Origin of the sequence: Muriicola sp., assembly GCF_049669965.1 — a bacterium.
Classification (GTDB): domain Bacteria; phylum Bacteroidota; class Bacteroidia; order Flavobacteriales; family Flavobacteriaceae; genus Muriicola.
Genome location: NZ_JBATLB010000119.1, coordinates 1 through 22,462 on the forward strand (window position 1 = coordinate 1; position 22,462 = coordinate 22,462).

Sequence of the window (22,462 nt, forward strand, 5' to 3'; positions counted from 1 at the left end):
GCGGCAAAATACTCACGTAACTTATCCCCCACAGGGCCTTCCCATAGGTCATTGCTAATGACTACCCCTACGGTATTAATAGCTCCTATAGAAGCGGGCTTATAGGATTTTTTAGGTCCGTCATCACAAGAAAATAAAAGTAATAGGACAAATAGTAGTGTAAATAAGTGTTTCATTGATCTTTGAGTCAGGTTTATTCTAAACCGAAGGCTAAATCTTAGTTTAGTTTCGGCATTTTATGATGAACATGCACAAAGTTTTAATTTTGTGCCCGGCATCAAATTGTTACCACTAATACCGTTCCATTCTCGTAAATTTTCAATAGTAATTCCGGGATATTTTTTTGAGATGGTCCAGAGCGAATCTCCTTCTTGGACAGTATGTACCTTTATACTGCTGTTATTCAGCGTATTAGACGGTTTAGCCGATGCTGCTTTGGCTATGTAGGGTTTTCTTGGAAAGATCGTTAAACGCTGTCCAACCCGAAGATCATTACTGCGAAGTCCGTTCCAATCCTTAATCTGACTTACCCGCACACCATACCGCTCCGCTATTCGCCCAAGATAGTCTCCACTTCTCACTCGATAACGTATCCGTTCCTCAGCTTTCACTAATTCGGGCAATGGAACCTCCTGTGTTTTTAATTCCTCTTCAACATAGGCATAAATAGCTTCTTCATTAGTGACAAACTTGCCAATTTCGCTTTTTGGTAAACGCAGCACGTAGTCCTTTCCGGGAATATTGGGAATTATATTCAATTTATAGGAAGGATTCAAGACCGTGAGCTCTTCTACGCTAACATCAACGAGTTTTGAGATCTGATCGAAAGTGATCAGCCTTTTGATATGAACGGTGTCTGTTTCAAAATAAGGTCGCGGAACTTTGGTTGATTTCAGGCCGTGTTCTTCGGCATATTCAAACAAATACATGGTGGCTAAAAAGGCGGGGACATAGCCTGCTGTTTCCCTTGGTAAATTTCGCCTGATGTTCCAATAATTTGTATATCCTCCCGATCTTCTGATCGCCTTATTGACATTCCCCGGACCGGAATTATAAGCGGCCAGGGCCAAATCCCAGTCGCCGAAAATATCGTATAATTTAGATAAGTACTGGCATGCTGCTTTGGTCGACTTTATTGGGTCGCTTCGCTCATCCACATAACTGCTCACATCCAGATCGTACATCTTACCTGTGCTGTACATAAATTGCCATAGACCTGTTGCTCCCACGCGCGATTTTGCTCTTGGGTTAAGGGCCGATTCTACAATGGCCAAATATTTGATCTCCAAAGGAATGTTGTAGTTGTCTAGTTCCTGTTCAAAAAGGGGAAAATAAAACTGACTGGCCACTAACATGCGCTCCATCAGGTCTCTTTTTCGGATCAAAAAGGATTTGATCACGGACTCCAGTGAAGGATTATAGGAAATATTGAAAGGTGTTTTCTGATCCAGGGCTTCCAGCCGTTGTTTTAATACTTCCGTGTCTATCGTGATGCTATCCAGTAAGGGGCTTTCTGCATTGAGTACTTCGTCGTACATACTTTCAAAAGACTGTGCACTGGTGTACAGTTCATTCATCCAGATGCTATCATACTTTGCAGCTAAGGGATGGTCTGTAAGTGCCACGGTCTTATCCGGATTTACAAAAAATGTGGCATTCCCTTCAGACATATTTATCAGGGTGTCTTTCAAGGTGATCGTTTGTAAAGAAGAATCTTGTGCTTTGATCCCTTTTTGAACGATCAATGAATCGGCTTCTTGTGCCATAACAAATTGGGCACATCCCATAAGGAAGCAAGGCAGCCACCATTTTATAAATGCTTTCATAGTTTTTCTTTAAGCCGTGGGGATTAACGAAAATGCGATTTTTTTCTGAAAGAATAAAATTATCCTCCCACAAGTCTTTTTAATGGGCGTTGATCGCTACTTTTATAACGATTTCAGGCCTCTAATATTGCTGCGATACCGGGTAGTGTTTTTCCTTCCAAACTCTCCAACATGGCCCCACCACCGGTAGATACATAACTAACTTTATCTTCAAAACCGAACTGTTTTACAGCCGCTACAGAATCGCCTCCGCCCACAAGGGAAAATGCCCCGTTTCTGGTGGCTTCGTCTATATAATTCCCTATGGCAATTGTGCCTTTTGCAAAATTCTCCATTTCAAATACGCCAACCGGGCCGTTCCAAAGAATGGTTTTGGAGGCAAGGATCACCTTGCCGAACATTTTTATTGTTTCCGGACCGGCGTCTAGCCCCTGCCATCCATTGGGAATGTGTTTCACAGATACAATCTTAGTGTGGGCATCATTGCTAAAGCTGTCTGCAGCCAGCACATCCACCGGGAGATGTATGGAAACGCCCTTTTTCTTTGCCTGTTCCATGATCTCCAGCGCAAGATCCATTTTGTCATCCTCACAGATAGAATCGCCTACTTCTCCACCCATAGCTTTGATAAACGTGTAGGTCATGCCACCCCCAATGATGAGATGGTCTACCTTATCTAGGATGTTTTCAATGATAGTGATCTTAGATGATACCTTGGCGCCACCGAGTATGGCTGTTACGGGTTTTTCCCCGGTGCGCATCACTTTTTCTATTGCCTCTATTTCTTTAGCCAGCAAATAGCCAAAACATTTACTTTGCGGAAAGTATTGAGCAATAATTGTTGTAGATGCGTGGGCCCTATGGGCTGTTCCAAAAGCATCATTTACATAGATATCCCCTAATTCAGAAAGAGCCTGGGCAAACGCTTTATCTCCTTGTTCCTCTTCGGCATGAAAACGAAGATTTTCTAGAAGTAATACTTCCCCGTCTTTGAGTTCCTGTGCCGCCTGGACGGCTTTTTCACCAATACAATCTTCAACGAACTTCACTTCTACCCCAATAATATCACTTACGGCTTTACATATGTGTTTTAGGGACATGTCCTGATTTTGTCGCCCCTTTGGTCTTCCTAAATGACTCATTAAAACGGCACTTCCCCCATCTTCCAATATTTTCATAATGGTAGGCTTGGCGGCTTCTATCCTATTGGTGTCGGTTACATTAAATTCGTCATCCAGAGGGACATTGAAATCTACCCTCACTAATGCCTTTTTATTCTTGAAATTAAAATCTTCTAAGGTCTTCATTTTTTTGTCAATTATGAGAAAGACAAATGTAAAGAATAAAAGAACGAAGGTAAAGTCATCACTTTGTTTAATTTGGGCTCCTTAACTTTCAAAATCTGTATCTTTGAACTCATGCTTTTCAAGGAAATAATCGGGCTTTCCCACATAAAAAAACACTTGACCCATAGTGCGGATTCTGGGCGGGTCCCTCATGCGCAATTGTTTGTGGGTCCTGAAGGCTCGGGCACATTGCCAATCGCTATTGCATATGCCCAGTACATTCTTTGCCAGAATTCTAAAAGTGAGAACGATACAGGAAATGAGGTATGTAATCTAAAATGTAATGCGCTTACTCATCCAGATCTTCATTTTGCGTTCCCGGTATCCAATTCAGACACTGTGAAAAGTCATGCCGTAAGCAGTCATTACCTCACAGAATGGCGACAGTTTCTAAAAGATGATCCCTATGGTAGCTTGTTCGACTGGTACAGGGTGATTGGTATTGAGAAAAAACAAGGTCAGATCGGGGTAGATGAATCGATTGAGATCGTAAAGAAGTTGTCTTTAAAATCTTATGAAGGAGGGTATAAGATCATGATCATCTGGATGGTAGAAAAGATGAATACCTCGGCCTCGAACAAGTTGCTAAAATTACTTGAAGAGCCCCCAGACAAAACTATCTTCTTGTTAATTGCCGAAGACGAGGAACAGATACTTCAAACCATACGGTCCAGATGTCAGATGCTGCATTTTCCTCCTTTGCCAGAAGAAGCTATTACAGCCGCTCTGATAGGTATGGGGTTGCAACGAGAAGAGGCCCAGCGCTTGGCATACGAGTCTAATGGGAACTTTAACAAGGCCCTGGAACTCATGAATAAGGATTCTGAGGAATTGATCTTTGAGAAATGGTTTGTTCAATGGGTGCGAAGCGCCTTTATGGCCAAAGGAAAAAAAGGTGCCATTCATGAACTTATCTTGTGGAGTGAAGAGGTGGCCAAAACCGGGCGGGAAACTCAAAAAAACTTTTTAAAATACTGTATCGCCGTCTTCAGGCAAGCCATGCTCATTAACTATAAGGTAAATGAATTGGCATTTATGAAAGTGCACGTAGATGGTTTTCAGTTCGATAAATTTGCAAGCTATGTTCACGAGAACAATATTCTGGGGATCATTGAGGAGTTGGAACAAGCAATTTATCACGTAGAGCGAAATGGCAATTCAAAAATTATACTGACCGATTTATCTATTAAACTAACCCGATTGTTACACAGAGCAGCGGCCTAAATTGGCTGCCGTCCATTAAAAAAACAAGTCTATGGAAAATATCACCCAACATATCTCAGAATTATTACTGCTGCTTTTTGTTATAATCACCTTCCTTCAAAGCGGTATAGACAAAATTATAGATTGGAAGGGAAATCTGGACTGGCTCAAGGGACATTTTTTGAAGACCCCTTTCAAGAATACGGTTCCCGTAATGCTGTTTACGGTTCTTGTAATGGAGGTTATGTCTGGTGTTCTCAGCACTATTGGTTTCGTTCAAATTTTGCTACAGGGAGAAAGTTCTTTTGCCTTCGCGGGTAGCGTATTGGCCTGTCTTTCCTTATTAATGTTGCTTTTTGGGCAGCGGATAGCCAAAGACTACGTGGGCGCTAAAACAATAGTGATTTATCTTATTCCTGCAGTATTCCTTGTCTTTTTACTACAAAACTAACGGTAAAGGTAGTTAGAACAGCTTGGTTACTCTTTTGGGTCCTTGTTTAAAGCTGCAAGGATCTCATCCGTCACATCTTTGGCCTCAGAGCCATACAGTACGCTGCCTCCTTCGCCACCCCCCAAAACAAAAGTATACCCGTTTGCCTTGCCAAATGCTTTGATCTCTCTTTTGACTTTCTGAATTACACTGTCCATTTCCGTCTGGCCCTGCAATTGCATTTGCTGTTCTTCCTGCTGAAGTTGCTGTCCTATTAGTTGCCCGCGTTGTTGCAGCATGGCATAAGTTTCCTGGGCCTTTTGCTCCGACATGCCTTTTAACTGTGTTTCTATCGCCTGGGCTTCCGCTTGGAAAACTTGCGAGATACTATCTCGTTTCTTATTAAAGGCCGATTTTTGTGCCGTAAATTGAGCTTCTACCGCTATTTTCTCTTTATAGCCATCCATCAGGCGGATATTATCCACAAAGGCAATTTTATCTTGTTTACAGGCCACGGCCGTTAAAATCACTACTGCCAGTACTAACTTTTTCATTTGAATATTTATTTAAGGCGACAAAAGTAAGAAAGGAATTCTCAGAATTATGAAGTTTTGATTTAAAATTCCAAGGGGCTCCCAATAAAATGAAAATAGCTATTTAAGATAATAGATATTTCTTATGATATATTTAATTTTTAATCGATCAAAACTATTATTTACTAACACAAAAAGAGATTACTAGGGCCCGATTGCAGAAATTAGAGGCCAGAGTGCTTTACTGGGTGAGATCTTGCCTTAGGTAGTCTTATAGGAGCAATTATTCCTTTTGCAAGATGTATAGCAGGGAAGAGTATTCTCCTGTTCTCCAGCCGTGGAAATTAGATCGCAGGCCATGCCATAATGCCTTTAAAAGTTGATGATTCCCCTTCTTGTATTTTTCAGAAAGCTTTGCTATGTAAAAGGCATCGAAGAACATTGGCTTCACCTTAAGCAGGCTAAATCCCTTTCTGGAAAATATCGTTTGAATTGAATGCTGAGAAAAATGCCATAAATGTCTTGGCACGTCATAAGCTGCCCAATAGCTTCCATAGTGCTGGGCATCATAGGAACGGAAATTAGGGACCGCAATAAAAACTACACCTTTACTTCTGAGTTTTTTCGAAATGTCTGAAATGGCCTTATCAAGATCTGGCAAATGTTCCAATACATGCCACAGGGTAATCACATCAAAATTATTCTCTTCTACATCATGCAAAGAGCTCTTGAGGTCTACCCCCTTATCCTTTGCTATATTTTGAGCTTTTTTGTTGGGCTCTACCCCTTCTGCTTGCCAGCCCTGGTCTCGTAAATACTTTATCAGGGACCCCGTCCCGGCACCAACATCCAGGACCTTGGCATTTTGCCTGGCGTACCTTTGTATCCAGGATGCCTTTTTCTTTTGGTTATATCTTTTTACCAGTTGGTATATTTTTTCGTGCGCGGTTTGATTCCCATCGGTATGAGAGATATAAGCCTCATCCTGATAATATTTTTCTATTTCCGTGGGTTTCGGAACCGTTTGAAGCATTTTAAGTTCCGCATCGTACTGCAAGTCAAAAGATTCCTGGGTAAGGGCGTGATCTTTAGTTCTTAAAAAGAATTCCATTCTTTTTCATTGGATTAAATATAAAGATATGCAGGCATAAATTGTTCCACGTGGAACAAACAAGCTTAGCGCCCCATAAAAACAAGCAACACACTAATGTCGCTAGGTGATACACCGCTTATTCTTGATGCCTGCGAAATGGTTACTGGCCTGATAGCTTGAAGTTTTTCTCGCGCTTCAAACGACAGGGACTTCAGTTTAGAGTAATCGAAACCCTCCGGTATTTTAATGTTCTCCAGACGTTGCAATTTATCTGCATTGTTCTTCTCCTTCGTAATGTAACCCGAATATTTAACTTGGATTTCCGCTTGTTCCATTACTTCCCTGCCTAGCTCATGTGTTTCAACATAGTTCGCTACTTCCTCAAGTTGCATCATATGGCCCATGGTTACATTTGGACGGGAAAAAACCTTATACATTTTATCTGCCTGCTTTACAGGTGCTGAAGCTACTTCCTCCAGGATTGGATTAATATCGTCCGGGGAGAAACTAGTATTTCTAAAAAAGTCTATAAAAGCATCCGATTTCTGTTCCTTTTCCTGCATTCTTCGTAAACGTTCTTCAGTAGCCAGCCCCAACGCATATCCCTTAGGAGTTAATCGAAGATCTGCGTTATCTTGTCGCAACAAGGTGCGATACTCCGCCCTGGAAGTGAACATACGATAAGGTTCCTCTGTACCCTTGGTGATAAGATCGTCTATTAGCACCCCTATATACGCTTCATCTCTTTGCAAGGTAAAAGGAGGTAATTCATGTATCTTTAAATGAGCATTGATCCCAGCCATCAAGCCCTGGGAAGCGGCTTCCTCATAACCGGTTGTACCATTTATTTGCCCGGCGAAATAGAGATTCTCAATAAGTTTAGTTTCAAGGGTGTGCTTTAATTGAGTAGGGGGGAAATAATCGTATTCTATAGCATAACCAGGCCTGAAGAATTTTACTTTTTCAAAACCTTTTACGGACCTAAGTGCCTTAAACTGGACGTCTTCCGGCAGCGAAGTTGAAAAACCGTTTACATAGACCTCTACGGTATCCCACCCCTCTGGCTCTACAAAGATCTGGTGGCTTTCTTTATCAGCAAACCTGTGTATCTTATCTTCAATAGACGGGCAATATCTTGGCCCTATACTCTTGATCCTTCCATTAAACATAGGGGACCTATCAAAACCTTCTTTTAGTAATTCATGTACTTCTTTGGACGTATGGGTCATATGACAATCCCTTTGTATCATCAGTGAGGGGGTATCTAAATACGAAAATTTCTCTGGGATGGCATCTCCCGGCTGAAGGATCATTTTTGAATAATCCAAAGATCTCCCATCCACCCGTGGTGGAGTACCCGTTTTCATTCTTCCCGAATCAAATCCAAATGTTGCCAATTGTTCCGTGATACCAGTAGCGGCCTTTTCACCTGCTCTACCTCCACCAAACTGCTTTTCCCCGATATGAATAAGTCCATTGAGAAAAGTTCCATTCGTAAGAACCACAGAACGCGACTTAATATCAATTCCCAGCGAGGTTCGCACACCTACAACCTTCTCGCCTTTTACCAACAAGCCCATTACCATCTCCTGATAAAAGTCTACATTGGGCGTCCTTTCTAAAGCCAGTCTCCATTCTTCAGCAAAACGCATTCGGTCGTTTTGTGTTCTTGGACTCCACATAGCTGGGCCTTTACTCTTATTGAGCATTTTAAATTGTATGGCCGACTTGTCCGAAACCAATCCACTATAACCCCCAAGGGCATCAATTTCCCGAACTATTTGTCCTTTAGCTATTCCCCCCATGGCCGGGTTACAAGACATCTGCCCGATTGTTTGCAAATTCATGGTAACCAATAGGGTTTTAGAGCCCATATTTGCCGACGCTGCGGCCGCTTCCGCTCCTGCATGACCCCCACCTACTACAATTACATCATATTCTTTCTCGAACATAGCTCTCTTCTATTGTTCCACGTGGAACATCTTTAATTTTTCGTCCTCTTTGCGTCTCATTTCTTCCTTATCCAATACTGACTTATCATTATAACCCATTAAATGCAACATCCCATGAGCCATTACGCGCCTCAATTCTTCATCGGTTCCCGTTTTGAACAACAGGGCATTTTCCTTAACTCTATCTATTGATATGAAAACATCCCCCTGAAGTTGTTTCCCTCTTGTATAATCGAAAGTAATTACGTCCGTATAATCCGTATGCTTTAAATATTTTTCGTTAATCAGCAGCACCTTTTCGTCAGAGCTTAGTATGTAACAAATCTGCTCAGCGATATATCCCTCTGATGCCGCCAGCTTAGTTAACCAATCGGTCTATTTCTTTTGATCATCGATCTGAAAATCAGTTTCATATACAAATTCAATCATCTTTTTTAAAGTACTTCTTAGCCTTCTGCTTATAAAATTCCTGCAAAGGTAATACTTGTCTTTGTAATAATTCCAATTGTCCTTCTTCTGTATTCTTATCCTTCTCTGTCGTAACCAACGGTCTGCCGTATTTACTTCTAGCTTCACTACTTTCTCTTTCCTCTTTCATCCCTTGTTCCATAGCCGCATTTTCAAGTTTTAGCAGCTGCTGCTGTATCCTGTTTGCCCTGTCCATCGTTCTCTGCGTGATCCCATTTTCCAAAAGATCTCGTTCAAAATCCTCCATTTGCTTTGCCAGTCTTTTAGCCAGTTGTTTATCTGACTCCTGAATAAAGTTCTCTAATTGTTCCTCCAGCTTATTGCGTATTGCTTGTTGTTCTTTATATATTTCATATAATTCTCTCAACTCCTCTTCATTCAGATCCATGCCTCTATTCCCATCGCCCTCTTCGTTTCCATTTCCTTCCGTGCCTTCTTTTCCCTCATTCTTCCCTTCCTTACCTTTACCCTCCTTACTTTCCCCAGTATCGCCCTCTTTACCATTTTCTCCCTGCTCTCCTTCCTTTCCCTTCTCCCCCTTATTTTTCAAACCCTCCATCCCCTGCTGAATGCTATTTTGCCCCTTTATGATATCCGGGAGTTGGAAACCTTCACTTTTCTGACCGCTGCCTTTCCCCTTGCTCAGGGACTGCTGCATATTACTTAACGTATTTGCTAGAAAGTCTGCTAGATTATTGGCAGCCGTTAATACATACTGTTGATAAGACAAACCCTGATACGTTTGCCCATCTGATAAACTACTTAGTGATTGTTCTATATTAAAATACACCTCTGTGATCTGCTCATTTACGAATTCTGTCAGCTCTACCTGTCTTAAGGAAAGAGCAAAAAGACTGTCATCTACATGTTCAAACAAACTTTTTAATTGTTGCTCTTCGCGCACTACATTCGTATAATACCCATTTTCTGTCCCCTGCTCCTGTAAGCGGTCATACAGCGCCTCCTGTTTAAATGAAAAAATGACCAGATTATCCAGGATCTGTCGTAACATTTCTGCATCCTCGGCCATGGAGGAACCTCCACCGGACATTGCCGATTGCTGTAGAGCCTCCGACATCTGTTTCATTTTATTGGCTGCGGATTGTTGCTTCTTTTTGGCATTATCCCCCGCCTTTTGTTTCTCCTGTCCTTCCGAAGCCTCCTCATTTCCCTGCTGTTTATTTAACTCCTCTTTCGCTTGCTGTAACTCTTCCTTTACTTCTTCCTCCTTTTTTTCAGAAGTGTTTATTTCTAATGGTTTTTTCAGATCCTTGTTCGCACTTCTAAGTTCATCAAGGCCTTTTGAGATAGAATCGAATTCCGTATTGATCTTCTCTTGTTCCTTTACATTAAAATCTTGTTCCTGTCCTAACTTAGACAAGAGTTCCTGTTTTTCTGATAGTTCATTCAAATCTTTAGCAAGCTGATTCGCCTTCTCTGTTACGTAATATCGTTTAGTGAGTTCTAGTAATTGAGCTAGATTACGCTTACTATTTTGTTGCTTTTTCCCTATTTCTTCGAGCCGTTCGGCCATTTCCTCTTTATTAAGCTTATCTGCTATTTTCTGAAGTTCCTCCAGTAATTTCTCATTCTTGCGAGCTTCTAACTCCTGCCGTTCCAATCTTTCTTTTAACAAAGGGTCATTTTGCGCTGCTTTATCTATTGATTGCTTTAGCTCCTTGCTAAACTTTTCCATTAGAGACTCCTGTTGTTGCTGCTGTTTAAGGAAATCCTTTATCGCCCTTTGGTCATTAAAACTCAATACGCTTTTTTCTTTTTGTTCGCGCTCCAGGTTATTCAGGACCTTTTCCTGTTCCTGAAATTTATCTAATGCCCCATCCCACTCTTGCAGCAGTTTCTTCTGATCCTTAAGCAATTGCTCTTTTTCCTGACGTTCATTAAGGATCTCTGTTGTGAAAATCTGACTTCTTCCCACCTTCCCGTTATGCAAAACATCATTGTCTGTAACCTGAAAATAATAAGAATACGCCTTTCCTTTTTCCAGGTTCAGACCCGATGGAAAGTCATAGTAAAAGCGATAATCGCGGGCCTCGGGCCGCGCCAATTCCACAGAAGTTGTTTTATTATCCTCATTATCAGTATAATAGACCAATTCTACCTTGCTTACTTCATAATCATCACTGGTATTGCCTTCATAGGTGATTCCTCCATATGTAGAATCGCGCAACTCTTCTACGTTGATGGAAGGACTCGCATCCTTGGTCACTCCAATCCGGTATTTGAGTCGCTCATAATGCATCACATTCTCATTTGAGGTAGTTACTTCATATTCTACATCCTTAAAAACCCTTTTAGAAAAACCATAGCGCCCGTCAGAAACTATAAACGCCATAGTGGTGTCAGCGCTTATCCAATCTACCCGATCTGTTTGCTGGCTTGAGATCTGCCATGTAACACTAGTTCCCTCAGGTACCACTGCGTTTCCGGTTCCTAACAAGGTATCGGCCTTCTTCTGTGTATAGGCAGGATATCTTAAAATAGTCTTGAATTCCTGAATAGAAGGTGTTGCCAATGAAGTTAATTGGTACTGTCTGGAACTTATGTCGTTGGCGGTCAGGTAAAAATCCTGTGTCTGTATGGGTGCCTTAAAAGTATATGAAAACTGTCCGTTGTCTTGTTGTAATAAACGCTCTTTTCCATCTAGTACTATATAGGCCACTTCTGGTTGAACTTCGCCTTCGATGGCAATATTAAGCGTGTATGATTCTGATTGAAGCACATCCAAGTTCCCATTTAGCAGCACAAACCTGAATGGAGCAGGTTTCTCATAGGCGACGTCATAATTAACCACCCGTTTATAGGAGCCAAAAAAAGCATCTAATTTACCCGCAACGGCGATTAAGGCGATGATCACTACCGGTATTGCGATATACTTTGCGTAGTTTAAACTCTTCCGCAGGTCGATCGCTTTATTGAATGAAATGGGAGAAAGCCTTTTAGAACGCTGTTCTATACTGGCCAACAATAATTCTGTCTGATGTGTGTCTTCGGCCAGATCTAAAAGATTGATCAGATGATCGCCTACTTCGGGGAAATGATTCCCTATGATCCCTGATGCTTGTTTAAAGTTGAGTCCTTTTCTTATTCGGAATAAATACGCAAAGGGAATGATTACATATCGAATAAGTAATAGTGTTACTCCTGTAAAGAACACCAGCAATAAAATAAGCCTGGCAGTTGAGCCCATCCAAAGGAAGTATTCCAGGGACATTACTGACAAGAAAAACAACAATCCCAAGGCCATAAATACCAGTGTCCCTTTAATTATTTGGGTGGTGTAGTACTTGGTAATGAAAGCCGACAGTTTATGTAGAATGCTATTATAACTATCCAAAATCTCCTATATTTAATACCAAGATACCGGATATGCCATAATTGATGGTCAAAAATTTGTTAAAAAGCTTACTATGAAGGATTTAAAATACCTGGCAGCATTGAGTATTCCTGTTTCTGCCGTGCTAAGTATTTATTATGGAGGTATATGGAGTTATTTAACGCCCGTTTATGCCTTTGTAATTATTCCGGTACTGGAAATCATTCTGCCTCTGGACGCTGAGAACTACGACGCTGCAACCAGGGAAAATAGAAAGGTCAACAAGGTGTTTGACTGGATGCTTTACGCTAATCTTCCCATTGTCTACGGTCTACTATTCTACTATTTCTGGTCCTTTTCACAGAACGCCTATGCGTCTTATGAAATAATAGGATTCATCCTCTCTCTTGGGATTGTACTTGGCACCAACGGTATTAATGTTGGCCATGAGCTGGGGCATAGACAACAATCAAAGGAACGTTTTCTGGGAAAATTGCTGCTGCTTCCTTCTTTGTACATGCATTTCTACATTGAACATAATTTTGGGCACCATGTTCACGCTGCCACAAAAGAAGATCCTGCCACAGCGCGATACAACCAGTCCGTTTATTCCTTTTGGATCACTTCGGTCAGCAGACAAATCGCAAAAGCCTGGAAGATTCAACTAAAATTATTAGCGCTGGAAAAACGATCGTTCTTCTCTTTTAAAAATGATATGTTTTGGTATCTGGTGTTGCAGTTTGGGTATTTGATGCTGATCCTGTTCTTATTTAATATCCCAACGCTTTTATTCGCTCTTGGATCGGCTGTTGTAGGTTTCTTATTACTAGAAACGGTAAACTATATAGAGCATTATGGTCTGCTTCGCCTAAAACTCCCTTCGGGCCGTTATGAGCGGGTAAAGGAGATACATTCCTGGAACAGCAATCATATCCTGGGGCGAATTATCCTTTATGAATTAACCAGACATAGTGATCATCATTATATTTCTTCTAAAAAATATCAGCTACTCGATTGTTATGAGGATTCTCCGCAAATGCCTTTTGGCTATCCCACTTCTATGGTTCTTGCATTGATGCCTCCCTTGTGGTTCAGGATTATGAACAAGCGTATTCCCGCCCCTATGAAAATAAGATAACAGATTAAATAGTCTCCCGCAGCAAGGGAATTGAAGCCGTAACCTTTTGGGGTTCGCCTGCTTCCGCCTATCTTTGTTTCCTTAAGAAATTTTGGATGAACAACAATGTACGCGTTCGGTTTGCTCCCAGTCCTACTGGGCCATTACATATAGGCGGGGTCCGTACGGCCTTATTTAATTATTTATTTGCAAAAAAACACGGAGGCTCTTTTCTGCTGAGAATTGAAGATACAGATCAGCAACGCTATGTGGAAGGCGCCGAACAATATATTATTGATGCCCTAAACTGGTGTAATATCCCATTTGATGAAGGCCCGGGGAAAGAAAAAGGTTTTGGTCCGTATCGTCAGAGTGAGCGCAAAGATCTTTATAAAAAATACGCGGAAGAACTGGTGGAAAACGGCAAGGCATATTACGCCTTCGATACTCCAGAAAATTTAGAGCTTCACCGTAACGATCACGAGGCAAAAGGCAAGACCTTTATCTACAACTGGCACAATAGAGAAAAGCTTTCCAATTCTCTATCCTTATCCAAAGAAGAGGTTCAGAATAGAATAGCAGCAGGCGAAGATCATGTAATCAGGTTTAAAACGCCGCATCAGGAAAATGTAGTCTTACACGACCTAATCCGTGGAGAGATTCACATAGACGCTTCATTATTAGACGATAAGGTTTTGTTTAAAAGTGATGGGATGCCTACCTATCATTTGGCAAACATTGTGGATGATCATTTAATGGAGATCAGTCATGTGATCAGAGGCGAAGAGTGGTTACCTTCCTTAGCGCTGCATTGTCAACTTTATGAGGCGTTTGCCTGGAAACCTCCGGTATTTGCGCATTTGCCTTTAATTATGAAACCCACCGGCAAAGGTAAATTAAGCAAGCGAGACGGAGAAAAAATGGGCTTCCCGGTCTTTCCGCTCTCCTGGGGAAATTCTACGGGATATAGGGAAGCGGGATATTTTCCGGAAGCTGTTGTTAATTTCCTGGTGATGCTCGGATGGAATTCCGGAGATGACAAAGAACTGTATAGCTTAAAGGAATTAGTAGATGCTTTTACGCTGGAACGCGTCCACAATTCCGGAGCGCGTTTTGATCCGGATAAAACCAAATGGTATAACCATCAATACCTGCAACAAAAATCTGATGCAGAAATAGCAGCACTATTTTATCCCATTGTAAATAACAAGAATGTTGATTTGGCGTCACATGTGAATTTGGATTATGTAACCAGGGTGGTGTCTTTGGTGAAAGAACGCGCCGATTTTGTCAATGACCTTTGGGATCTGAGTTCATATTTCTTTTTTGCGCCCCAGCAGTATGAAGATAAGGCTGTTAAAAAACAATGGAAAGAGAGTACCCCAAGCGTTCTTGGGGAGCTGCAAAAGATGTTAATAACTCAGGTTTCATTTGAATCGGATACATTAGAGACCGCCGTAAAACAATGGATCGCTGCGGAAGGAATTTCCTTTGGTGCGGTAATGGCGCCATTGCGACTGGTGATTGTTGGGGATCTTAAAGGGCCTCATTTATTTGATATTCTTTCCTTGCTTGGGAAAGAAGAAAGTCTAAACAGAATTCAGATTGCTTTAGACCGATTATCTTAATATATTGACGCAGCACACCAAAATTATATAAGAAAAGGGTGTAACAAACCGGTAAAAATTCCGACCAATTAGGAACACATATTTTTAAATCATTAACTAAATCAATAATAATGGGAAATTTTGTTTTAATACCAATCTTCTTCTTAGCACTCCTAGTTCTTTTAATGTCCTTTTTTGTCGTAAAACAACAATCGGCAGCCATCATTGAACGTTTTGGGAGATTCCAAAGCATCCGGAATTCAGGATTACAGATGAAGATTCCTTTAGTGGATAAGATAGCAGGGCGGGTGAGTTTAAAGATTCAGCAATTAGATGTGATCGTTGAAACTAAAACCCTGGATGATGTATTTGTAAAATTGAAGGTGTCCGTACAATACGTGATTATCAAAAGCAAGGTGTATGAGGCTTTTTATATTTTAGATTTTCCTCATGAACAAATAACCTCCTATGTTTTTGATGTGGTCAGGGCAGAGGTTCCTAAAATGAAACTCGATGATGTATTTGTGAAAAAAGATGATATTGCAAATGCCGTGAAAAGCGAATTACAAGATGCGATGCTCGACTATGGATACGACATCATCAAAACCCTGGTGACGGATATTGATCCCGATTCTCAGGTAAAAGCGGCCATGAACCGTATTAATGCCTCTGAAAGAGAAAAGATCGCAGCACAATTTGAAGGAGATGCCGCGCGTATCCTGATCGTTGAAAAAGCAAAAGCGGAAGCCGAGAGTAAGCGTTTACAGGGAATGGGGATCGCAGATCAAAGAAGGGAAATTGCCCGAGGCCTGGAAGAATCTGTAGAAGTGCTCAACAAAGTGGGTATTAATTCACAGGAAGCATCTGCTTTAATCGTGGTGACACAACATTACGACACCTTACAGGCTATTGGTGAGGAAACCAACACCAATCTGATTTTATTGCCTAACTCACCACAAGCCGGAAGTGACATGCTCAACAATATGGTAGCATCTTTTACAGCCAGTAATATGATAGGAGAGGCCATGAAAAAAGATAATCCTAAGCCGAAAACAAAGAAGTAGGCACTTCTCATTAAAGTTAAAAACCCTGACGTTTTACAAACGTCAGGGTTTTTTATTGGATGTGTCTTCAAAACGAAGTTATTCTCTTTAGACGCCCTCCCTTGAGATTTCGATCAACGAGCCAGGCATTTGCCTTCTCATGCCGTAAAAATGGCTTAGAACTCTCCTAATTGACCGATTTATAATTATATATACTTATTGTTATAATAAAAATAATAGACATCCTCTATATTACGATTTTTCCTGAATCCTGGCCCAGGTATCTCGCAGGGGAACGGTTCTGTTAAAAACCAACTTCTCTGGGGTGGAATCCGAATCTACGTTAAAATATCCAAGGCGCTGAAATTGAAAATGATCTTCTATCTGTGCGTCTTTTAAACTGGGCTCTACATATGCAGTTATAAGTTGTAAGGAATCCGGATTTACAAATTCCATAAATTCCCTGTCCTTATGAGCATCTGGCGCCTCGTCCGTGAAAAGTCGGTCATACAACCTCACCTCTGCCTTTAAAGCATGAGGAACAGACACCCAGTGAAGGGTTCCTTTTACTTTTCGGAGACTTTCTTCTGTGCCGCTGCCACTTTTACTTTTAGGATCATAGCTACACTGTATCTCCGTGACCTTTCCCTCACTGTCTTTGGTGCAACTCTCTGCTTTAATGATATACCCATTTTTAAGACGGACCTCACCTCCCAGCTTTAAGCGGAAGAATTTCCTGTTGGCCTCTTCCTTAAAATCGTCTTGCTCTATATACAGTTCCCTTGAAAAAGGTACTTCTCTATAGCCAGCGGACTCGTCTTCGGGATTATTTTCCGCTTTCAACCATTCGGTATTGTCTTCTGAATAGTTCGTAATCACCACTTTAATAGGGTCCAAGACCGCCATTACTCTGGGTGCAATTTTATTTAAATGTTCCCGAACATGAAATTCAAGCAAGGAAACATCTACCAGGTTCTCCCTTTTAGCGATCCCAATGGTATCTGCAAAATTCCGAATAGATTCTGCCGTATACCCCCTTCTTCTGAGTCCGGATATGGTAGGCATTCTTGGATCATCCCATCCGCTTACCACATTATTTTCTACCAATTGCAGAAGTTTTCTTTTACTTACCACCGTATGGCTTAGGTTCCTTCTGGCAAATTCGCGTTGTTTCGGACGTATCTTGTCGTCTGCAATGACCTGATCTAAGAACCAGTCATATAGTTCCCGATGAGGTGCAAATTCAAGAGTGCACAAGGAATGTGACACCTGCTCAATATAATCACTTTCCCCATGCGTCCAATCGTACATAGGATAAATACACCAATCGGTATTTGTGCGATGATGAGGCCTGTGCAATACCCTGTACATAATAGGGTCTCTCATAAGCATATTGGTGGAGGCCATGTCTATTTTAGCTCTTAGCACATGACTTCCCTCGGGGAATTTTCCCTCTTTCATTTCCTGAAAAAGACGCAGATTTTCTTCCACACTGCGCTCTCTGAAAGGGCTATTCACACCCGGTTCCGTAGGGGTTCCCTTTTGTGTTGCCATTTCTTCTGATGTCTGGCTATCTACGTAGGCCTTTCCATTCCTGATCAACTGAATGGCCCAATCATATAACTGCTGAAAATAATCTGAGGCATAGCATTCATTCTCCCAAATGTATCCAAGCCATTCCACATCTCGCTTTATTGCATCTACGTACTCTTTTTCCTCCTTAGCCGGATTGGTGTCATCGAACCTCAAATTTACAGGGGAATTGTATCGTAATCCAAGACCAAAATTGAGGCAAATAGAACTCGCGTGGCCTATGTGTAAATAGCCATTGGGTTCGGGTGGAAAACGGAAACGCAATTGCTTTTTTGGAAATCCTTTAGACAGGTCTTCCTCCACAATATGTTCTATAAAATTCAGCGCTTTTTTTTCTTCGCTCATGACTGGCTTTTTGAAGCTGCAAAGGTATGAAAAATGGGAGTATAAGGCCCATAAAAAAGCCTATCCATACAAATAGTACCATTTCACAACATATTTAAATAGCCCTACAACATTAAATTCCTGCGGCAGCATTTATATGACATATTTGTTACAGAATACTAAATGGGATGAGAAAAACTGGTGGTTTGAGATTGAGATACCACCGCTGTAGTCCCCCAAAACTACACCCGCTTATGAAAACAAAATTATTCTACATCGTACGGTTTATGATGCTACCGATCTTCCTACTGGGTCTGGGTAGTATGCATGCCCAGGTGCTTAATGCACCAGAGGCAGCGCCAAACCAAACGCCCCCTGCCGGTGCCACTCCCTGGAACAGGGCTTGTGCTTCTGGCAGTTTTAATGATTACTGGGTTCAATTTACCTGGAATCCTCCTATGGTGAACACTGATAACGAATTTGTACTTGAGCTCTCGGATGCCGACGGCAACTTTAGCAGTCCGGTTGAACTGGCCAGGGATGGGACCAAGAATCTTGTTTTCGATTTCTATATGCAATTCACGGTTCCTGTTGATACAAGGGGAGAAAACTACCGTCTTCGGGTTCGAAGTACTAGTCCGGCTGTTACCGGCCCTGCCTCTGTGCCTTACCCTATGTACTACATTGGCGTTAATAGTGGACTCACCATCAGACAACAGGGCCAATCCGACTTTGGCGATGGAACTGCCCAGGTATGTGATGGAAATTCTATTACCCTTGAAGTATATGGTTTAGCCAATGCAGATACCTTTCAGTATAATTGGTATATGTCTGGCTCGCCACTATCTGAAAAATCAGAATCTATTACGGTAAGTTCTTCCGGCATGTACAATGTTGAAATAGATTACGGTGCTTGTTCCGGATCCGGGAACACCCTATCCAATTTAATAGATGTTACCTCGGGCACTAGTCTGGGCATAGCCATTAATCCTCCTGCCAAAACAGATCTCTGCAGTGGGGAGACCATGCCTCTGGAAGCGAACATCAACAATCCCAGCTTAACATATACCTGGTATCAAAACGGCGCGGTGATCCCGGCGTCTAACAATTATATCTATACGGTAGACGCTTCAAATCCCGGATTTGAAGGCGATTATGAGTTTGAGATCTTTGGGCCAGGAGCCTGTGTGGAGCGTTCAGCGGCCCTGACCATCACCAACGCGGGTAACTTTACGGTTACCAGAGACAATACTGCTAACATTGTATTGTTGCCAGGACAAACCTCTACTTTAAGTGTTAGTACAGGTGCTTCAGCGCCAACCTACCAGTGGTTTAGGGATGGTAATCCGGTGAGTGGGGCTACCTCTTCAAGCCTGGTAGTGAACGACACTCAAACAGGTACGTATTTTGCCAGGGTTACCTTAAGTGGTGGTGCCTGCGCTTCTACTTCTTTAGATTCAGAGAGTACCGTTGTGGTTACGCCCGCTTCTTTTGAACTGATTGTAGACTACGCCAACTCTTATATGTCTTGTGAAAGCACAAGTATCGCCCTTGAAGTAAGTACTATCAATGCAGTAGATGCTGGAGGTAACAGAACCGATGTTACCTCGGCCATCATCAATGACTTTTCCTACCAATGGCAATTAGACGGCGCCAATGTTGCAGGAGCCACCAATAGCTCTATAAGCTTAACGGATCCATCAGAAAATGGTTCCTATACCTTAGATGGTTCTATTAGCACATATTCCAGCAGTTCAAATGCGCTCTCTGTTCAACTTTTAGTGAATGAGACTTTGACCATCACAAGTACCGGACTGGTAAGTTGCGGGCCTGCGGAACCTATTACTATTAGTACAACCACCAATTTAAGCGGAGAGACCTACGCTTGGTATCGAAATGGTACAGATATGGGGGTAACCATGGCGGATCTTACTGTAACCGAACAAGGGACATACCAATTGGTATTAATGCGAAACGGCTGCCCATTACCCTCTAATGAGATCGCAATAAATCCACTGGATGAGAATCTTATAAGCCTGGATCCTGCTGCAGATATTGTCTTTCCGGAAGGTGGATCCAGAACTATATCTGCCACAGGAGGTGCCAGTTATAGTTGGTTAGACAGCAATAATGTAGAAATGAGTACAGGATCTTCAATGACCTTTACTGAAGCAGGAGACTTTGTGCTAATTGCGACCATCGGGAATTGCCAGGTGGTAAGAAATATATCTGTTTCATATCTGGACACTTTTAAAGTGCCCAATGTGATCACTGTAAATGGTGATGGGATAAATGATCAATGGATCATTCCCAATTCATATTCGAACAAAACTGATGTAAATGTGATCATCTATAATGAAAAAGGTGAAGAGATCATCAATGAATTTAATTATCAAAATAACTGGCCTTTGTCTTCCGCCTCGTTCCCAAAACAGAATATGGTGTTCTTCTATAAAATAAGAAATGCCTCGGAAGTCTTAAAACAAGGTACCATAACCGTTATACGTTAACCAAACCAATGAAACCAAGAGTACTCCTTTTATTGTTATTGTGTGTGTTGGGATCCCTGGGTTTACATGCCCAGGATGAGAATCCCTTCATTACCTATGACGTGCCTTCTCAGAACCTGTTAAAGTTTAACCGGTTCCTGATCAATCCCACATTTTCAACTGTGAGGGAGAATAAATCGTACGTCAACCTATTACACCGTAACCAATCTGTTACTTTCGACGATAACAACCAAACCTATTTCTTAAGCTACAGCGGTAGGATGAACGACCGCACCGGACTCGGATTGAGTTTGTACACCCAAAGAGAAGGGATCGTAAGTAACTATGGGGTGCTTGCTAATTATGCCTACGGAATAAAACTTAGTGATAAGAGTAATTTTACGTTTGGTGCCAACTTTTCTTACTACAATAGCGGTTTTGATGAGAACAGGGCAAACCCCATAGAAATAGATCCTTTATTAAATGGCTTTCAGGATGTTTCCCTAATATCTTTTCAGCCCGGTTTTAACCTGTCTTATGGGAAATTTGATTTTGGTCTTTTTGCTGAAAATCTGTTCGATTACAATCTTAAAACCAATGAATCTGTTTCCGATTTTCAGGACAAGACATTCTCCGGTCACCTACAATATACCCATCAGTTTGAAAATGCAAGTGGGATCATGGAAAATGCCCGACTTATGCCTCTTGCCCGTGCAAGAAAGGTAGGGCAGGACGACTTTGTGTTGGGGGGTAATCTTATCCTGGATCTTCCAAAACTAGGATGGGTGCAGGGAGGATACGATAGTTTTTATGGTGCTTCTGCAGGTATTGGCTTTAATCTCAACAAGCGGATCTCCATAGGGTATACCATGGAAAAAGGCCTGTCTAACACCTTCGACAATTTTGGACTTACCCATGAAATCTCCTTTGCTTACTCCATTACCCCAAACCTCACAGAAGACAGGGTAATGTTGGAAGATAGTGAAGAGGTCCTAGCTCAAAATGAGGAAGAAGATGAACTGCTTACTGAAGAATCCATTACTGAAAAGGATAGAGAAATTGCAGAGCTCAAACGTCGTCTTACTGAAAACGATGCCATCCTGGCCGAATTAATGTACAGGCAAGATTCTCTAGAAAACAATCGTCAAAAAGATCTGGAAGACAGGTTTGAGCGCGTTATGCGCATGGTCCGAAGAGAAACCAGCGGGGAACGTCCTGAGCTTGAGGAAAAGGCCAAAGAGATGTACTTTATAAACAACGACAAGTCCGCACTGGCCCAACAAACTGTAGATCCTAAGGATTTCAATCAAAGAAAGACCAATGAGGCCAGACCAGAACCGGTTATTCAAAAAGAACAGACCAGGGATGCCGTTGCCAGAGTAAGCACCAAACAAGAGAAAAAAACTACTTCTACACAGACATCATCTGGTGTCAAGAGTAGAAAATTCCGTAATCTACAAGGTGTTGAGGATGGCTACTATGTGGTAGCAAATGTATATAAGGACGAGCACTACCTGTCTAAGTTCGTGGATAAAATGAACGGTGAAGGCTTCCCTGCCAACTATATAGACAATCCGAATAACGGACTTAAATATGTATACCTGAAAAGATACAACAGCTGGAAAGAGGCCGAAGATGCCTACCGTACTAAAATGGGTGGAAATTATGAAGGCGATCTGTGGATCATGAATATCGAGAATCGATATAGAAATGACGCCTATGTTGCCAACACAAACAAAATCAAGGAAAAGTCGTCCAAATTCGGAACGGATGTGCTTCAGAAGAATGTGGTTGTACAGGATAATATCGCGAACAATGCCACAGAAGAACAGGAACAAGGCCTGGCTCAGGGAATCACAGATTACTATATCATTGCGAATGTTTTTGCAAACCCAAATAACGCCTCACGTTTTGTAAAGCTATTGAATTCCAGAGGATTAAGCGCAAGCTACTTTATTAATCCACAAAATAAATACCGATACGTATATTTAAAAAAACACAATAGCTGGAACAACGCTTTGGTTTCTTACTACTCCAAAATTAATGACGCGTATAAGGACAAAATGTGGATCATGCGTGTCACCCCAAATCTAATTGCATAAGT

Annotated in this window: 14 protein-coding genes and 1 pseudogene; 7 read left to right on the plus strand and 8 right to left on the minus strand. The window is 41.7% G+C overall.

The genetic code is table 11. The features are described from left to right. Positions 1-236 precede the first annotated feature (236 nt). Both WBM49_RS06385 and WBM49_RS06390 read right to left on the minus strand, forming a co-directional pair. On the minus strand, positions 237-1,826 hold the full coding sequence (locus WBM49_RS06385; protein WP_424371226.1) for a LysM peptidoglycan-binding domain-containing protein: 1,590 nt from the start codon (positions 1,824-1,826) through the stop codon (positions 237-239). Between the two features lie 113 nt (positions 1,827-1,939). Further along, positions 1,940-3,133 (minus strand): phosphoglycerate kinase, encoded by a 1,194-nt coding sequence (locus tag WBM49_RS06390; protein WP_424371227.1) that lies wholly within the window; start codon positions 3,131-3,133, stop codon positions 1,940-1,942. Positions 3,134-3,244: 111 nt separating this feature from the next. On the opposite strand from WBM49_RS06390, the gene WBM49_RS06395 reads away from it, so the two are divergent. Together WBM49_RS06395 and WBM49_RS06400 are read left to right on the plus strand one after the other, a co-directional pair. After that, entirely contained in the window at positions 3,245-4,396 is a 1,152-nt protein-coding gene (locus WBM49_RS06395; protein ID WP_424371228.1) for an ATP-binding protein, read from the plus strand. A 31-nt stretch (positions 4,397-4,427) separates the two neighbouring features. Further along, positions 4,428-4,826, plus strand: a complete 399-nt coding sequence (locus WBM49_RS06400) for a DoxX family protein (protein WP_424371229.1) — start codon at positions 4,428-4,430, stop codon at positions 4,824-4,826. Positions 4,827-4,852: 26 nt separating this feature from the next. On the opposite strand, the gene WBM49_RS06405 is transcribed toward WBM49_RS06400, so the two are convergent. From WBM49_RS06405 to WBM49_RS06425, 5 genes and pseudogenes are all read right to left on the minus strand, one after another. Then, complete coding sequence (locus WBM49_RS06405; protein ID WP_424371230.1) at positions 4,853-5,359, minus strand: OmpH family outer membrane protein; 507 nt, start codon at positions 5,357-5,359, stop codon at positions 4,853-4,855. A 262-nt stretch (positions 5,360-5,621) separates the two neighbouring features. Then, positions 5,622-6,449 carry a class I SAM-dependent methyltransferase gene (locus WBM49_RS06410; protein ID WP_424371231.1) on the minus strand — a complete coding sequence of 276 codons (828 nt, stop codon included), beginning with the start codon at positions 6,447-6,449 and terminating at the stop codon, positions 5,622-5,624. A gap of 65 nt (positions 6,450-6,514) precedes the next feature. After that, the gene (mnmG, locus tag WBM49_RS06415; RefSeq protein ID WP_424371232.1) at positions 6,515-8,383 is read right to left on the minus strand and encodes a tRNA uridine-5-carboxymethylaminomethyl(34) synthesis enzyme MnmG; all 1,869 of its coding nucleotides are present in this window, start codon (positions 8,381-8,383) and stop codon (positions 6,515-6,517) included. Between the two features lie 9 nt (positions 8,384-8,392). After that, a pseudogene (gene ybeY / locus WBM49_RS06420) lies at positions 8,393-8,812 on the minus strand (rRNA maturation RNase YbeY). Then, entirely contained in the window at positions 8,805-12,206 is a 3,402-nt protein-coding gene (locus WBM49_RS06425; protein ID WP_424371233.1) for a hypothetical protein, read from the minus strand. The pseudogene ybeY and the gene WBM49_RS06425 overlap by 8 nt, the downstream one beginning before the upstream one ends. 73 nt (positions 12,207-12,279) lie before the next feature. On the opposite strand from WBM49_RS06425, the gene WBM49_RS06430 reads away from it, so the two are divergent. The 3 genes from WBM49_RS06430 (at position 12,280) to WBM49_RS06440 (ending at position 15,973) form a co-directional block, all read left to right on the plus strand. Next, positions 12,280-13,323: an alkane 1-monooxygenase gene (locus WBM49_RS06430; RefSeq protein WP_424371234.1), complete on the plus strand. Its 1,044-nt coding sequence runs from the start codon at positions 12,280-12,282 to the stop codon at positions 13,321-13,323. A gap of 95 nt (positions 13,324-13,418) precedes the next feature. Continuing rightward, the gene (gltX, locus tag WBM49_RS06435; protein ID WP_424371235.1) at positions 13,419-14,930 is read left to right on the plus strand and encodes a glutamate--tRNA ligase; all 1,512 of its coding nucleotides are present in this window, start codon (positions 13,419-13,421) and stop codon (positions 14,928-14,930) included. 110 nt (positions 14,931-15,040) lie between these two features. Continuing rightward, positions 15,041-15,973 (plus strand): SPFH domain-containing protein, encoded by a 933-nt coding sequence (locus WBM49_RS06440; protein ID WP_424371236.1) that lies wholly within the window; start codon positions 15,041-15,043, stop codon positions 15,971-15,973. 231 nt (positions 15,974-16,204) lie between these two features. Here WBM49_RS06440 and WBM49_RS06445 read toward each other — a convergent pair whose 3' ends face one another. Then, the gene (locus WBM49_RS06445; RefSeq protein WP_424371237.1) at positions 16,205-17,890 is read right to left on the minus strand and encodes a glutamine--tRNA ligase/YqeY domain fusion protein; all 1,686 of its coding nucleotides are present in this window, start codon (positions 17,888-17,890) and stop codon (positions 16,205-16,207) included. Positions 17,891-18,123: 233 nt separating this feature from the next. Here WBM49_RS06445 and WBM49_RS06450 point away from each other — a divergent pair, with 233 nt between their 5' ends. Together WBM49_RS06450 and WBM49_RS06455 are read left to right on the plus strand one after the other, a co-directional pair. After that, a complete protein-coding gene (locus WBM49_RS06450; protein WP_424371238.1) occupies positions 18,124-20,379 on the plus strand; it encodes a gliding motility-associated C-terminal domain-containing protein in 2,256 nt (751 codons plus the stop codon). Between the two features lie 8 nt (positions 20,380-20,387). Beyond that, positions 20,388-22,460, plus strand: coding sequence for a PorP/SprF family type IX secretion system membrane protein (locus WBM49_RS06455; protein WP_424371239.1), 2,073 nt, complete (start codon positions 20,388-20,390; stop codon positions 22,458-22,460). Positions 22,461-22,462 lie beyond the last annotated feature (2 nt).